Annotated in this window: 12 protein-coding genes; 8 read left to right on the top strand and 4 right to left on the bottom strand. The window is 67.2% G+C overall.

The genetic code is table 11. The features are described 5' to 3' along the window. Nucleotides 1-191: 191 nt before the first annotated feature. A complete protein-coding gene (locus QM470_RS04100; protein WP_066536538.1) occupies nt 192-1,259 on the bottom strand; it encodes an AI-2E family transporter in 1,068 nt (355 codons plus the stop codon). Nucleotides 1,260-1,292: 33 nt separating this feature from the next. After that, entirely contained in the window at nt 1,293-2,345 is a 1,053-nt protein-coding gene (gene purM, locus QM470_RS04095) for a phosphoribosylformylglycinamidine cyclo-ligase (protein WP_283338305.1), read from the bottom strand. A 334-nt stretch (nt 2,346-2,679) separates the two neighbouring features. On the opposite strand from purM, the gene hda reads away from it, so the two are divergent. From hda to QM470_RS04070, 5 genes are all read left to right on the top strand, one after another. Further along, nucleotides 2,680-3,381 (top strand): DnaA regulatory inactivator Hda, encoded by a 702-nt coding sequence (gene hda / locus QM470_RS04090; protein WP_066537343.1) that lies wholly within the window; start codon nt 2,680-2,682, stop codon nt 3,379-3,381. A 42-nt stretch (nt 3,382-3,423) separates the two neighbouring features. After that, the gene (locus QM470_RS04085; protein WP_283338304.1) at nt 3,424-4,125 is read left to right on the top strand and encodes an HAD family hydrolase; all 702 of its coding nucleotides are present in this window, start codon (nt 3,424-3,426) and stop codon (nt 4,123-4,125) included. Next, nucleotides 4,122-5,708, top strand: coding sequence for a polynucleotide adenylyltransferase PcnB (gene pcnB / locus QM470_RS04080; protein WP_283338303.1), 1,587 nt, complete (start codon nt 4,122-4,124; stop codon nt 5,706-5,708). The genes QM470_RS04085 and pcnB overlap by 4 nt, the downstream gene beginning before the upstream one ends. 2 nt (nt 5,709-5,710) lie before the next feature. Further along, nucleotides 5,711-6,250, top strand: coding sequence for a 2-amino-4-hydroxy-6-hydroxymethyldihydropteridine diphosphokinase (folK, locus tag QM470_RS04075; RefSeq protein ID WP_283338302.1), 540 nt, complete (start codon nt 5,711-5,713; stop codon nt 6,248-6,250). Nucleotides 6,251-6,619: 369 nt separating this feature from the next. Further along, nucleotides 6,620-7,945: an aspartate aminotransferase family protein gene (locus tag QM470_RS04070; protein ID WP_283338301.1), complete on the top strand. Its 1,326-nt coding sequence runs from the start codon at nt 6,620-6,622 to the stop codon at nt 7,943-7,945. Between the two features lie 179 nt (nt 7,946-8,124). Here QM470_RS04070 and QM470_RS04065 read toward each other — a convergent pair whose 3' ends face one another. Further along, complete coding sequence (locus QM470_RS04065; protein ID WP_218333808.1) at nt 8,125-9,105, bottom strand: Bug family tripartite tricarboxylate transporter substrate binding protein; 981 nt, start codon at nt 9,103-9,105, stop codon at nt 8,125-8,127. A 235-nt stretch (nt 9,106-9,340) separates the two neighbouring features. Beyond that, a complete protein-coding gene (locus QM470_RS04060) occupies nt 9,341-10,387 on the bottom strand; it encodes a CDP-6-deoxy-delta-3,4-glucoseen reductase (RefSeq protein ID WP_283338300.1) in 1,047 nt (348 codons plus the stop codon). A 100-nt stretch (nt 10,388-10,487) separates the two neighbouring features. Here QM470_RS04060 and QM470_RS04055 point away from each other — a divergent pair, with 100 nt between their 5' ends. The 3 genes from QM470_RS04055 (at nt 10,488) to ppk2 (ending at nt 14,679) form a co-directional block, all read left to right on the top strand. Further along, a complete protein-coding gene (locus tag QM470_RS04055; RefSeq protein WP_283338299.1) occupies nt 10,488-11,450 on the top strand; it encodes an SDR family oxidoreductase in 963 nt (320 codons plus the stop codon). Nucleotides 11,451-11,924: 474 nt separating this feature from the next. Then, nucleotides 11,925-13,004, top strand: a complete 1,080-nt coding sequence (locus QM470_RS04050; protein ID WP_502846800.1) for a branched-chain amino acid ABC transporter substrate-binding protein — start codon at nt 11,925-11,927, stop codon at nt 13,002-13,004. 565 nt (nt 13,005-13,569) lie between these two features. Further along, entirely contained in the window at nt 13,570-14,679 is a 1,110-nt protein-coding gene (ppk2, locus tag QM470_RS04045) for a polyphosphate kinase 2 (RefSeq protein ID WP_280013481.1), read from the top strand. The last annotated feature ends 38 nt before the right edge of the window (nt 14,680-14,717 follow it).

The raw sequence follows: 14,717 nt of genomic DNA, 5'->3' as shown, positions 1-14,717 counted from the left end.
AGAGCAGTGCACAGGCACTGCTCTTTTTTTGTGTGTGGGTGGTCCGCTCCCTCGGTGCGAGAAGGCGGGGTCGCAGCAAAAAACACGCTGCAGGCTCCGGTGCCACCGGCCCTGGTGGCGGAAAGGCGGCAGGAGGGATGGGACGTTGCTCTGTGCCCCGGCGTTGCAGGCAGCAGGGTGTGCGCGCTGCCTCAGATCATGCGCGCGTCGTGCAGCTCTTTTTTCAGGTAGGCGTAGAACAACGGAGCAGCCACCAGGCCGGCGGGGCCGAACACCGATTCGGCCACGAACATCACCGACAGCAGCTCCCACACGGCCATGTGGGTGCGCTGGCCGATGACCTTGGCGTTGATCACGTATTCGGCCTTGTGGATCAGGATCAGAAAGGCCAGGCAGGCGGCCGCGGCAATCGGGGAGACCGACAGGCCCACCACCGTCAGCACCACATTGCACAGCAGATTGCCCACGATGGGGATCATGCCGGCCACAAAGGTCAGGGTGATCAGGGCCGGGGTGTAGGGCAGGGACAGGTCCCACACCGGCAAGATGATCAGCAGGAACAGCGCCGTCAGCAAGGTGTTGAACAGCGCAATCCAGAACTGGGCGGCCACGATCTGGCGGAAGGACTCGCCCAGCAGCGTCACGCGGCGGTGCAGGGCCTGGGTCAGCGGATGGTGCGGCACGGTGCGCGGACGCACGGCGGCCAGGGCGCCGATCAGCAGCCCCACATAGGCGTGCAGCACGCCGGCCAGCCAGGCTTTGCCGGCCATGGCCAGGGTGCCGGCCTTGTTGGCCAGGTAGTTGGCAATGATGTGCTGGATCTCGGCCGCGCCCTGGGGCAGCTGGGCCGTCAGGTCATGGGGCAGCTTGTCGCGCAGTTCCAGCACCGTGCGTGCCAGGTAGTCCAGCAGTTCGCGGTACTGCTGGGGAGCGTCGACGATGTAGCTGCGGGTGTGGGTCAGGGCGCCGGTCAGCAGCAGCAGCGGCGCCAGCATGATGATGCCGGCCGCCAGGTTCTGGACCCAGCGCTCGGGCATGGCGCCCTGGGGGCGGCGCTGCAGCCGGGTGATGCCGCCGGCCAGCGCACGGGTGAGCAGAAAGCCCACGCAGGCGCACAGCAGGCCGGGCAGCAGGCCACGCCACATCACCAGCAGCAAGGCACCTGCCATCAGCAGATAGCTGGCGATCACTACGCCGCGTGGCGGCGTGGGGGGCAGGGAAGGACAAATGCTGGGAAGCTGGGAAGAGTTCTGGCCCATGGTGTCCGCGCCCTGCTGCTGTCTGCTGCGCGATCAGCGAACCTGAACGGCAGCGCCTTCGCTGCGCTCGACGATCTGGCCGATCTGGTAGACCGTCTCGCCCAGGCCGCGCAGCGTGGCCGCAGTGGCTTCAGCGTGTGCGGCGTCGATGACCAGCACCATGCCGATGCCGTTGTTGAAGGTGCGGTTCATTTCCACATCGTCAATGCCGGCGGTTGTCTGCAGCCAGGCAAACAGCTCGGTCTGGGGCCAGCTGCCGGCCTTCAGGTCGGCGCCCGTGCCTTCGGGCAGCACGCGGGGGATGTTTTCCAGCAGGCCGCCACCGGTGATGTGGGCCAGGGCCTTGATGGGGTGCTGCTCCAGCGCGGCCAGCACGTTCTTCACGTACAGGCGGGTGGGTTCCATGATGGCGGCCTTGAAAGGCTTGCCGTCCAGCGTGGCAGGCACCGTGCCGTTGGCTTCGGCGCGCTCGATGCACTTGCGCACCAGCGAGAAACCGTTGGAGTGCACGCCGTGCGAGGTCAGGCCCAGCACCAGGTCACCGGGCTTCACGTTCTGGCCGGTCAGGATCTTGGACTTTTCGACCGCGCCCACGGCAAAGCCGGCCAGGTCGTATTCGCCGTCGGGGTACATGCCGGGCATTTCAGCGGTTTCGCCGCCGATCAGGGCGCAGCCGGACAGCTCGCAACCCTTGGCAATGCCGCCCACCACGGCGGCGGCCGTGTCCACATGCAGCTTGCCGCAGGCAAAGTAGTCCAGGAAGAACAGGGGTTCGGCGCCTTGCACCAGCACGTCGTTCACGCTCATGGCCACCAGGTCGATGCCGACGGTGTCGTGCATATTCCACTCGAACGCCAGCTTGAGCTTGGTACCCACGCCGTCGGTGCCGGAGACCAGCACCGGTTCCTTGTAGCGCTTGGGCACTTCGAACAGGGCGCCGAAGCCACCGATGCCTGCCATCACGCCTTCACGCATGGTCTTCTTGGCCAGCGGCTTGATGCGCTCGACCAGGGCGTCGCCCGCATCGATGTCAACGCCAGCGTCTTTGTAGGAAATGGGGGTGGAGGCAGAGGTGGAGGAGCTCATGGGGTCGTCAGTGCAGGAGATGCCCTGGGGCGGGCTGAATCTGCTGATTCTAAGGCGAGACCCCATTCACCGGGCTGGAGGTACGGCGTTTGCAAGGCCTTTTGTCCTTGTCGCCAGCCCTGCGTTGCATGCCTTCTGTCCATGGGGTCGTGCGCTACGGTCTAAAATCCCCCAGCGCAGCCTTGTTACGGGTTGTGTGCAAGACGCTCTGCTTCGGTGGGGCGCACTGCCTGTCCCTTGTTCTGTCTGGAATGCTGCCACCCTTGTCTGTGCCTGCTTTGATCGTCTGGACCCTGTCGGTCCTTCCCCGGGAGGAGGCCTGCGCATGGCCGCGATGAAGCAGCTGGCTCTGGACATCGGCCTGGCGACCGGCCCTTCGCTGTCGCGTTTCTACGAAGGCAGCAACGCCGCCGTGGTGCAGCATCTGCGCACCTGGGTGGGCGAAGGCCTGTCCTCGGATGCCGCCCGCGCCCCGGTGCCCACCTACCTGTGGGGCGTCTCCGGTTCGGGCAAAAGCCATTTGCTCAAGGCGGTGTACGCAGCGCTGCGCGAGCAGGGCGCCGAAGTGGGCTGGATGGATGCCAGCACCGGCTTCCCCCCGGAATTCGATGAGCGCTGGGCCGCCGTCATCATGGACGATGTGCACCTGTACACCCCCATGCAGCAGTCCCGGGCCTTCAACTGGTTCGTCAATGCGATTGCTCCGCCGTCCGGCTCACCGCGCTGGGTGCTGGCCGCAGGCGATGCGCCGCCGGCCGATCTGACCTTGCGCGACGACCTGCGCAGCCGCCTGGGCTGGGGCCATGTGTTCCAGCTGCACCTGCTGGACGAGCCCGAACGCCGGGCCGTCCTGCGCCAGGAGGCCGATGCACGCGGCGTCTTCCTGAGCGATGATGTGATGGATTACATGCTCAATCGCTTCTCGCGCGATCTGGGCAGCCTGATGCAGCTGCTGGGCATGCTGGACGGTTTTGCGCTGCGCAACAAGCGCGCCATCACCATTCCGCTGCTCAAGACCATGCTGGAAACCGAGTAGGCCATGGCCATTTCGCCGCAACCTGCAACTTCTTTCGACACCATGTCCGCACCCACTGCACCGCAGCGCCCCCGGCTGGCGCTGTTCGATCTTGACCACACGCTGCTGCCGTTGGATTCTGACCACGGCTGGGGCGAATTCTCCATTGCCATCGGCTGGTGCGACCGCACCGAATTCGGCCGCCGCAACGACGAATTCTTTGCCGACTACCTGGCTGGCCGCCTGGATGTGCCCGATTACGTCCGCTTTGCCACCGCCGCCGTGGTGCAGCGCGGACCCGAAGCCGCTGCGGCGGCCCATGCACGTTTCATGGACGAGGTGATCCGCCCGGCCATGACGCCGGCCGCCCTGCAGCTGGTGCAAGGCCACCTGGATGCGGGCGATACCGTGGTCATCACCTCGGCCACCAATGAATTCGTCACCCGCCCCATCGCCGAAGCCTTTGGCGTGCAGGAGCTGGTGGCCACCTCGCTGGCGCGCGACGCCCAGGGCTGGTTCACCGGCGAGATCGACGGCATCCCCAATATGCGCGAAGGCAAGGTGGTGCGCATGGACGCCTGGCTGGCGGCACGGGGGCTGTCCTGGGGCGATGTGGAGACCACGTTCTACAGCGACTCCATGAACGACGTGCCCCTGCTTGAGAAAGTGGACCATCCGGTCGCCACCAATCCTGATACGCGCTTGCGCGCCCTGGCCCAGGAGCGTGGCTGGCGCGTGCTGGACCTGTTTACCGAGACACCATGATCAAAACCTTTATCGACAAACTGCTGGGCAAGGCCCCGGCCGCCACCCGTTCGCGCAAGCCGCAATTCGGCAAGCGCGAGGACGTGCCGGCCGAGGTGCACGGCATCGATCCCGAGCTGGTGGACCGCCGCGCCGTGGACGTGGTGCGCACGCTCAAGGATGCCGGCTACGAGGCCTACATCGTTGGCGGCGCCGTGCGCGACCTGCTGCTGGGCCTGCGCCCCAAGGACTTTGACGTGGCCACCGACGCCACGCCCGAGCAGGTGAAGAACCTGTTCCGCCGCGCCTTCATCATCGGCAAGCGCTTTCGCATCGTGCACGTGGTCTATGGCCGCGGCCGCGAGAACGAAGTGATCGAGGTCTCCACCTTCCGCGCCTTCCTGGACAACAGCCTGGCCGAGCAGGTCAGCGGCAACGAGCGCACCAGCAAGGCCGCGCTGGCCCACATGCAGCATGCGGTGGATGCCAGCGGCCGGGTGCTGCGCGACAACGTCTGGGGTCCGCAGGACCAGGATGCCACGCGCCGCGACTTCACCATCAACGCCATGTACTACGACCCGGAAACCCAGGTCGTGGTGGACTTCCACAAGGGCATCCAGGACGCGCAGAAGAAGATGCTGCGCATGATCGGCGACCCGGCCACGCGCTACCGCGAAGACCCGGTGCGCATCATCCGTGCCGTGCGCTTTGCCGCCAAGCTGTCGCCGCTGGGCTTCAAGCTCGAGCCCAAGACCGCCAAGCCGCTGCTCGAATGCGAGCCGCTGCTCAAGGAAGTGCCGCAAAGCCGTTTGTTCGACGAAATGCTCAAGCTGCTGCAGACCGGCCATGCGCTGTCGTCCGTCGAGCAGCTCAAGAAGCTGGGCCTGGAAAAAGGCATTTACCCGCTGCTGGATGTGGTGGTGGAGCGCGCCGCCCATCCCTTCGTCACCGCCGCACTGACCGACACCGACCGCCGCGTCGGCGAAGGCAAGCCCGTGGCGCCCAGCTTCCTGCTGGCCTGCGTGCTGTGGCAGGACGTGAAGACCGGCTGGGAAAAGCGCCTGAACAAGGGCTTCCACGCCTTCCCGGCGCTGCAGGAAGCCATTGACGAAGTGTTCGACCAACGTATCGGCGATGTCTCCGGCCGCGGCAAGCTGGCCGCCGACATGCGCGAAATCTGGGTCATGCAACCGCGTTTCGACAAGCGCACCGGGTCCACGCCGTTCGGCATGGTGGCCCAGGGCCGCTTCCGCGCAGGTTTCGACTTCATGCGCCTGCGCGCCGATGTGGGCGAGGTCGAGGAATCGCTGGCCAGCTGGTGGCAGGAGTTCCAGCAGGCCGACGATGCCCGCCGCGAAGACCTGGTGGCCCAGGCCCGTGAAGAACAACGCCAGCGCCAGAAGAGCCAGGCGCCCGCACCCGCCCGCCGTGCACCCAAGAAGGCCGCTGCGGCAGCCGAAGGCGGCCCCGCGGCCGCCCCGGCTGCTCCGGGCGCCGACACGCTGGATGCCCTGCTGGGCGACAGCGATGCCCCGGCCAAGAAGCGCCGCCGTCGCCGCCGCAAGCCCGCCGGCGCAGGCGGTGCCGAGGCCGCAGGCGAGTGAGCGTGGCGGCCGCCAGCCCGTCCCCATCCCCGTCCACCCAACCCGCGCAGCTCGCCTTCATCGGCCTGGGCGCCAATCTGGGGGACCGGGGCCAGGCCCTGGCCCAGGCCGTGCAGGCCATGGCCCTGTTGCCCGACACGCAGGTGGTCGGCGTATCGTCGCTGTATGTCAGTGCGCCGGTGGATGCCGGCGGGCCGGACTACCTGAACGCCGTGGTGGCGCTGCAGACAGCGCTGGCGCCCCTGGCCTTGCTGCACGCGCTGCAAGCCATCGAGCTGGCTGCCGGGCGCGAGCGCCCCTACCGCAACGCCCCGCGCACCCTGGATCTGGACGTGCTGCTCTATGGCGACCAGCAGATTGCCAGCCCGGTGCTGACCATTCCCCATCCCCGCCTGACCGAACGTGCCTTTGTGCTGCAGCCGCTGGCCGAGCTGGCGCCGGAACGTGTCTCCGCCGCTCAGCTGGCCGCCGTGGCGGAGCAGCGCATCGACCGCTTCCAGGCTGCGGCCGACTGGTGCCCGCAGGGGACCACACCGCACTGAAGCCCCCGCTTGCAGGCTCCATGGCTGCCCAAAGGCGCTCCGCGCCCTTGGGCAGCTTTTTTAGGGGAAATCCGGCGCCGGTGCGCGCTGCATGGTGTGCCTCCGGTGCTGGTTGGGCGCTGTCGCTGCCAGAGGGGCATGTGCCGTACGTCCGACCGCTACCGGAATACATAGCTGCTGGCACAGCGCAGGAGGGCCTTGCGCCCGATCCGGCCAGCAATGCCACGCCTGGCAGTGGGTGATTGGACAGGGGCCGACTGGCGCTGTGCGCCGCACAGGCGCCTAATGGCGGGAGATCGCGCAGGCGCCAGTGACGGGGCACGCCCCCACCGGCGGGCTGTGCCGGGTGCTGGCTTCAGGAGAATCACCATGTCTGTGCACAACGCTCTGGATGTGGCCCTGCACGCAGCGGTGGCCGACTATGTGGCTCACAACCCGCGCAGCCAGACCTTGTGCGAGGTGGCGGCCCATGTGCTGCCCGGCGGCAACACCCGCTCGGTGCTCTACCACCCGCCTTTTCCCCTGACCATGGTGCGCGGCGAAGGCTGCTGGCTCTGGGATGCGGATGGCCATGTCTACATCGACACCCTGGGCGAATTCACCGCCGGCCTCTTCGGTCACTCTGACAAGACCGTGCGCGCTGCCGTGCAGGAAGCGCTGGTGGGCGGGCTCAACCTGTCCTCCCACACGGCACGGGAGGCGCGGCTGGGGCAGGAGATCCAGCGCCGCTTTCCCTCCATGGCACTGATGCGCTTCACCAATTCCGGCACCGAAGCCAATCTGATGGCCCTGGCCGCCGCCACCGTGCATACCGGCCGGCGCAAGGTGATGGTGTTCGACGGCGCCTACCACGGCGGCGTGCTGAGCTTTGCGGGCGGTGGCTCGCCGGTCAATGTGCCCCACGACTGGCTGGTGGCGCCCTACAACGATCTGGAACACGCCACGGCGCTGGTGCGCCGGCATGGCGCCGATCTGGCCGCGATCCTGGTGGAGCCCATGCTGGGCTCGGGCGGCTGCATTCCCGGCACACCGGCCTTCCTGCGCGGGCTGCGGGATCTGGCCAGCGACTGCAATGCCTTGCTGATCCTGGACGAGGTGATGACCTCGCGCCTGTCCTTTGGTGGGCGGCAGGCGCTGCTGGACATCACGCCGGACCTGACCACCGCGGGCAAATACCTGGGCGGCGGGCTGTCGTTCGGCGTATTCGGCGGACGCGCCGACGTGATGGACCGGTTCGATCCGCGCCGCAGCGATGCGCTGGCCCATGCCGGCACCTTCAACAACAATGTGCTGAGCATGGCCGCAGGCCATGCCGCCCTGTCCCGGGTGCTGACGGCCGAGGCCCTGGATGCGCTGAACGCGCGGGGTGACCACCTGCGCGAGCGGCTGAATGCCCTGTTCGCCTACGAAGGCGTGGCCTTGCAGGCCACGGGCCTGGGGTCGCTGCTGACGCTGCATGCCACTGACCGGCCCATCCGCAACGCGGGCGACCTGGCTGGCTGCGACCCGCGCGTGAAAGATCTGCTGTTCTTCGACCTGATGGCGCGTGGCATCTTCCTGGCGCGGCGCGGGATGATGGCCTTGTCGCTGCCGCTGGGCGAGGGCGAATGCGACTGCGTGCTGGGCGCGATGCTGGAAATCGTGGAGCAGCGGCAGGCATTGCTGCCACAGCGCCATGCCGTGCAACTGATGTAGCCTGGCCGTTCGAGGCCGTGCTGCAGGTGCCTGCCTCTGCGCTCAGGCGGTGCGCAGAGGCCCGTGGCAGGGTACGGCACGGTACCTTACGCCGTACCTGCAAAAACGCCCTGCGGTGCGGGCACCCAGGGCGTTGTCTTTGAAGCAGCCGTGCAGGCTGCAGGGCAGAGGGCCGGAGTTCAGTCCACCTTGGCGCCGGAAGCGGCCACCAGGCCTTTGTACTTGGCGCGTTCGGCGGCCATGAAGTCCTCGAACTGCTTGGGTGTGGTGGCCACGGGCTCGGCCAGCAGGGTCTTGAAGCGGGTCTGGGTTTCGGGCGTGTTCAGGGCATCGGTGAAGGCCTTGTTCAGCTTGGCCACCACATCCTTGGGGGTGGCCGCTGGGGCAATCAGGCCCCACCAGGTGTCAATCGCAAAACCGCGCAGCGTGGCGGCCAGCGGCGGCACATCGGGCAGCATGGGCGAGGCCAGCAGCGACGTCACGGCCAGGGCCTTGAGCTTGCCGCTCTTGATGTTGGGAGCGGCAGCGGCCAGGTTGTCGATGTTGAAGTCCACTTCGCCCGCCAGCAAGGCCAGCTGGGCGGGGTTGGCGCCGCGGTAGGGAATGTGCAGGGCGTGGATGCCGGCACGCTGCTTGAGCAGCTCACCTGCCAGGTGGCCGGCGCTGCCATTGCCGCCGCTGCCGTAGTTCAGCTTGGCGGGATTGGCCTTGGCGTACTTGATCAGGTCCGCCACGGAATGGATGTTCAGCTGCTCGGCGCGGGCGGCATTCATCACCAGCACATTGGGCACGCGCACCATCTGGGTGATGGCGACAAAGTCCTTCTCGGCGTCGAACGGCAGCTTGGTGTAGAGCCAGGGGTTGACGGCGTTGGTGGCCGTGGTTGCCAGACCGATGGTCAGGCCATCGGGAGCGGCCTTGGCAATGGCGTCCACACCAATGTTGCCGCCGGCACCGGCCTTGTTCTCGATGATCACGGTGCCCAGGGTGTTGCGCACGCTTTCGGCCAGTGCGCGCGAGGTCACATCCAGCGGGCCGCCGGGTGCAAACGGCACGATCAGGCGGATGGGCTGTTGTTGGGTGCCAAAGGCTTGGGCCAGGGGGGCGAATGCGGTCGCAGCGAAAGCTGCGGTGGCCAGGGCAAGGGTTCTACGCTTCATCATGGTGACGGTATTGTGCAAAAAAATTGCGTGACCATGTTTCGCATGGTTGCATTTCTGCGTTTTCTTGCATGAATGGTGGTCATGCAGGTGCTGTGCGGCACAAATGCACTGCAGTGGTGCGGAATCGTGCGCGCTAACACAGAGCCCATTTCCGTGCACACCGGGCGAGGCCCAGGTGCCACAGGTCTGGCGCAGCCGGTCCGGGGTGCGTGCCCCGGCCGGGCTGCCGGGCTTACTTGTCGGCTTCCGAGGTGAAGGCGTCGGCGAAGAAGGCTTCCTCCGGCAGGCCGCGCTGGCTGGTGTAGCTGGCGCGGGCCGAATCCACCACGATGGGGGCGCCGCAGGCGTAGACCTCATGGCCGGACAGGTCGGCAAAGTCGTCCAGCACGGCCTGGTGCACAAAGCCGCTGCGGCCGGTCCAGGTGTCTTCGGGCAGGGCGTCGGAGACCACCGGCACATAGGTCAGCGTGGGCAGGGCGGCAGCCAGTTCCAGCAGCCAGCTGTGCATGTAGAGGTCGGCCGGGCGGCGACCGCCCCAGTACAGGGCCACAGGGCGGGTGATGCCCTGGTGCTGGATGTGTTCCAGCAGCGCCTTGATGGGCGCAAAACCGGTGCCCGACGCCAGCAGGACGATGGGCTTGGCCGAGTCCTCGCGCAGGAAGAAGCTGCCGAACGGGCCTTCCACCCGCAGGATTTCCTTTTCCTTCATGCCGCCGAACACATGGTCGGTGAACTTGCCGCCCGGCATGTGGCGGATGTGCAGCTCCACGCCGGGGGCCGTTTCCTGCAGGTGCGGGGCGGTGGCCATGGAATAGGCACGGCGGCTGCCGTCGCGCAGGATGAATTCGATGTACTGGCCGGCGTAGTAGCGGAACTTCTCGGCGGCCGGCAGCTGCAGCTTGAGCTGCATCACATCGTGCGACATCGGGGTCAGACCCGCCACGCGCACCGGCAGCTTCTTGATGGGGTAGGCATTCACGTCGGTGACCTGGCGCGACTCCAGCACCACATCGCTCAGGGGCGTGGCGCGGCAGGTCAGCACATAGCCATCGGCCTCTTCGGCCGGTGTCAGCGCCTTGTCGGAATGGGTGTCATGCACCACACTGCCGCTGAGCTTCTTGCACTTGCACGAGCCGCAGGCGCCGTCCTTGCAGCCGTAGGGCAGGCCCACGCCGCTGCGGATGGCGGCGGCCAGAATGGTCTCTGCACCCTGGGTGGCAAACTGGCGGCCACTGGGCTGGACGGAAATCTGGTGGGTGGAACTGGCGGTATCGGTCATGGGTTTTGGCTATCCTTGGCGGCTGTCACGGGCAGGGGCTGCTGCTGCGCCTGCCTTTTGCAATGCGTGAAAACCTCGCGCGAAAAAACAACCTTCCATTGTGCCTTCAAACCAAAATCCTCTCGGTGCGCTGCCAGCGCGCTTTCGCCGCCAGCGCCTGCTGATCGTGGGCTGTGGTGACGTGGGCCTGCGCGTGGTGCGTGCCCTGCAGGCCGGCGGCACGGGCCGCCACGGCCCGCGCGTGCTGGCGCTGACCAGCAGCAGCGACCGGGCGCCCCTGCTGCGCGCCGCCGGCGTGCAGCCCCTGGTGGGCGATCTGGACCAGCCGGCCACCCTGGCCCGGCTGGCCGGTCTGGCCCAGCGTGTGCTGCACCTGGCGCCGCCGCCCACGGAAGGGGCGGGCCCCCAGGCCTGGTGGCGCGATCCGCGCACCGAACACCTGCTGCAGGCCCTGGCACGGCGCACGCTGCCGCAGGCCCTGGTCTATGCCTCCACCACCGGCGTGTATGGCGACTGCGGTGGGGCCTGGATCGACGAAACCCGTGGCATCGCTCCCGGCAATGCCCGCGGTCAGCGCCGCGCCAATGCCGAACGGGCGGTGCGCGGCTGGGCGCTGCACAGCGGGGTGCGTGCCACGGTGCTGCGCGTGCCCGGCATCTACGCCCTGGACCGCGAAGGCGGCACGCCCGTGGGCCGGCTGCGCAAGGGTCTGCCGCTGCTGCAGGCCAGCGATGACGTCTACACCAACCACATCCAGGCCGACGACCTGGCCCGCGCGTGCGTGGCGGCGCTGTGGCGCGGCAAGCCCCAGCGCGTGGTGCATGCCAGTGACGACACCGAGATGTACATGGCCGACTACGTGGACCTGGCCGCCGACCTGTGCGGCCTGCCGCGTCCGCCGCGCATCAGCCGGGCCGAAGCCCAGGGCAGCCTGCCGGTGTCGCTGCTGAGCTTCATGGGCGAGTCGCGCCGCCTGCGCAACCGGCGCCTCAAGACCGAGCTGCGTGTGCATCTGCGCTATCCCACGGTGGTGCAGGGCCTGGCGGGGCTGACGGCGGATTGAACGCGGCCCGTGTCCGCGGGGCGGGCGCCGGTGGTCGGAACCGCAGGCACCGCCGGCGGTCGTGCAGTCCTGGCGCAGCCGGGTCGGCCGGGCGCAAGCTGACACCCGGCTGAAGGCCGGTACTGCGGGGGCCGCCTGCGCAGCACCAGCGCTGTGCGCCATCTTGCGCTGCAGCAAGGGCGGCACAGCCCTGGTGCAGGCCTTGCTGTAGCGCAGCCGAAGACGGTGCGCACCCTGGGGTATCCCCGCGTTTCCGCGGCGCGACGCCGCACGTTGTGGAAGGCAGGAGCGAGGAAAAATGTCGCCCATGGGGCCAGAACAGCCGCCGCAGGCACGGTTTCTGCAAAGGGAAAGCACCGATGTGGAATCGCGGGCCAAGGCAATAGCTTGGCAACTTGTTTAACCAATGGAGATAGTCGCATGCGCGTTAAGGCAGTTTCGCTCGCAATCGTGGGCTTGGTAGGTGGTTTGGCAATGTCTGTGGCCAATGCCCAGGAAATCATCAAGATCGGCCACATCGGCCCTGTCTCCGGTCCCCAGGCCCACTTCGGCAAGGACGACGAAAACGGCGTGCGCATGGCCATCGAGGACCTGAACGCCAAGAACCCCGAAATCGGTGGCAAGAAGGTCAAGTTCCAGCTGGTGGCGGAAGACGACGGTGCCGATCCCAAGCAAGGCACGGCCGCTTCGCAGAAGCTGTGCGACAGCAAGGTCGCCGGTGCGGTGGCATTCGTGAACTCGGGCGTGGCCATCCCCTCGTCCAAGATCTTCAATGACTGCGGCATCCCCATGATCACGGGCGCTGCCACCAACCCCGCGCTGACCAAGCCCGGCTACAAGACCACCTACCGTGTGATCGCCAACGACAACGCCCTGGGCGCTGCGCTGGCCTCCTACGCTGCCAAGACCCTGGGTCTGAAGCAGGTGGCGGTGGTCGACGACCGCACCGCTTACGGCCAGGGTCTGGCGGATGTGTTCAAGAAGGAAGCCGAGAAGCTGGGCGTGAAGATCGTGGCCACCGAGTTCACGAACGACAAGGCCACCGACTTCATGGCCATCCTGACCTCCATCAAGGCCAAGAAGCCCGAAGCCATCTTCTACGGCGGCATGTACGGCCAGGCCGGCCCCATGCTGCGCCAGATGGCCCAGCTGGGCATGGGTGAAGTGAAGATGTTCGGCGGCGACGGCATGTGCGTGCCCGAACTGGCCAAGGTCGCAGCTGGCGCCAAGCCCCTGGACCACGTGGTCTGCGCGGACGGCGGCTCTTCGCTGGCCAAGATGCCTGGCGGCACCGATTGGAAGAAGCGCTACGACGCCAAGTTCCCCGGCCAGTTCCAGGTCTACAGCCCGTATTTCTATGACGCAACCATGCTGCTGGCCGACGCCATGAAGCGTGCCAATTCCTGGGATCCCAAGGTCTACATCCCCTTCCTGCAGAAGACCGACTACCAGGGCGTGACCTCCAAGATCGCCTTCGAGCCCAACGGCGAAATGAAAAACCCGACCTATACGCTCAGCCGCTTTGTGGGTGGCAACAAGACGGCCATCGAATAAGCCGCCGGTCGTGGCGGCGCGCAGCCCGCGCTGCCTGCCGCACAAGTCAGGGCCCGCTTCGGCGGGCCTTTGTTTTGGGCCGCTGAAAACACCAGCAGACCCCGGACATGGCAAGTGCTAAGGTCATTGCCAGAACCCGTGTGGCGACGGGCGGCGGCTGCCCCATGGCAGCCCGCCCCGCCACTGCCAGGAAAGCTGTATGACGACCCGAACCACCCACCGATCCACTTCGACCCCGGCCCGCACGGCGCGCGCCTCCGCCGCGCAGCCTGCCAGGACCCTGGCGGCCGCTATCGAGAAAAGCAGTGCCAGCACCGTGGTGGAACTGCCGCCGTCAGCCCCCAAGACCGTCCCCGGCAAGCGCAGTGCCTCTTCCCCGGCGGCCGCACCCGCCAAGCCCGCCACCAAGGTGGCGACCGGCAGCACCGTGGCAGGCAAGGCCACGGCAGGCAAGGCAGCCACCGTGCCCACAGTGACCGCACCTGCCGCGACCGTTGCTGCGGCGCCGGTGCCCGTTGCCACCGCGCAGAAGGTGCTGGGCAAGGCCCTGCACGGCAAAAAGCCCATGCATGGCCCGCGCCCGGCCGACCAGGGCGATGTGGCGCAGGGCATTCACAGCGGCAAGGCGCTGGAGGAATATGTGGCCGGTCAGGCCACCCAGGCCGCGCAGAAAAAACGCATTGCCGCCGTCATGGCGGTGCTCGATGGTCCGGGCTCCGAACAGGAGCGTGCCAAGGCGCTGCGCACCCTGCTGGAAGGTGCGGACGCCGACGACAAGCGTGCGCTGGCCAAGGCGCTGAACAAGCTGGGCAACGAGCCCGAAGGCAAGCCCAACCCCGACGAAGAGCTGGCCAAGGACTGGAAGGAGGGCGGCTACCCCTATGCCAACCTGCTGCGCCGCTCGGTCTATGAAAAAGAGAAATTCCGCCTGCAGGTGGAACTGCTCAAGCTGCAGGCCTGGGTCAAGGAAACCGGGCAACGCGTGGTCATCGTCTTCGAAGGGCGCGACGCGGCCGGCAAGGGCGGCACCATCAAGCGCTTCATGGAGCATCTCAATCCCCGTGGTGCGCGCGTGGTGGCCTTGGAAAAGCCCAGCCAGACCGAGCAGGGCCAGTGGTATTTCCAGCGCTATGTGCAGCACCTGCCCACGGCTGGCGAGATCGTGCTGTTCGATCGCAGCTGGTACAACCGCGCCGGCGTGGAGCGGGTGATGGGCTTTTGCTCCGACACGCAGTACCGCGAATTCATGCGCCAGGCGCCACAGTTCGAGCGCATGCTGGTGGGCAGCGGCATCCATGTGATCAAGTTCTGGTTCAGCGTCAGCCGCAAGGAGCAGCGCCGCCGTTTCAAGGAACGCGAGGCCCACCCGCTCAAGCAGTGGAAGCTGTCGCCCATCGATACCGCTTCGCTGGACAAGTGGGACGACTACACCCGCGCCAAGGAAGCCATGTTCTTTGAAACGGACACGGCCGATGCCCCCTGGACCGTGGTCAAGAGCGACTGCAAGAAGCGCGCACGCCTGAACGCCTTGCGTTATGTGCTCACCCGCCTGCCCTACACCCAGCGCGACGTCGCCCGCATCGGCCGTGTGGACCCGCTGATCGTGGGGCGTGCGCACGCCATCTATGAACGCGGCGAGCCGCACAGCCGCAACGACAACGAAAACGACGCCTGATGGCCGGTGAGGGACGGGGCGGCGGCGTCGCTGGCGGT

Origin of the sequence: Comamonas sp. 17RB (assembly GCF_030056555.1) — a bacterium.
GTDB lineage: Bacteria > Pseudomonadota > Gammaproteobacteria > Burkholderiales > Burkholderiaceae_C > Comamonas > Comamonas terrigena.
This window is presented reverse-complemented; position numbering and strand designations above follow the sequence as displayed.